This is a genomic window from Alcanivorax sp. HI0083 (assembly GCF_001635175.1).
The window spans coordinates 1-704 of the sequence record NZ_LWFX01000385.1; the positions used below are offsets into that span (position 1 = coordinate 1).

General features: G+C 56.4%; 1 protein-coding gene. It reads right to left on the reverse strand.

Annotated elements, in window-relative coordinates:
• On the reverse strand, positions 1–542 hold a 542-nt coding region (locus tag A3754_RS03985), incomplete at its 3' end, for a superoxide dismutase (RefSeq protein ID WP_063518895.1).
• Positions 543–704 lie beyond the last annotated feature (162 nt).

A 704-nucleotide genomic window follows, 5' to 3' on the forward strand; every position in this document is an offset into this window, starting at 1 on the left:
CAGATGGACTCCAGATACTTGGGACGGGCGTTGCGGTAGTCCACGTAGTAGGCGTGCTCCCACACGTCCACGGTGAACAGCGGGGCCTGACCCTTGCCGTGGGCAATCGGGGTGTCCGCATCGTCGGTGTTGACGATTTCCAGGCTGCCATCGCTGTTTTTCACCAGCCAGGTCCAGCCGGAACCGAAGTTACCGGTTGCCTTGGCATTGAACTGGTTCTTGAACTCGTCGAAAGAACCGAACGCCTTGTCGATGGCTGCGCCCAGATCACCACTGGGAGCACCGCCGCCATTGGGGCTGAGGCTGTTCCAGTAGAAGGTGTGGTTCCATACCTGGGCTGCCTGGTTGAACAGACCGCCTTCGGCGCTCTTGATGATTTCTTCCAGGGATTTGCCTTCGTTGTCGGTGCCGGCAACCATGTCGTTCAGCTTGGTCACGTAGGCGTTGTGGTGCTTGCCGTGGTGATACTCCAGCGTTTCGGCAGAAATATGCGGTTCCAGTGCATTTTTCTCGAACGGAAGCGGCGGTAATTCAAAAGCCATAATTTGTCCCCTGACATCATGTTGTCCCATTGCTCACTGCAACGGGCCGAAATTCCCCGCAGACAACCTGCCGGTGGCCTGCGGCCGAACGATAATAACAAGCTACCGGTCGTGTTCTCTACTCTGGCAAGGCTTTGCCTTTCGGTATCATAGACAAAACCT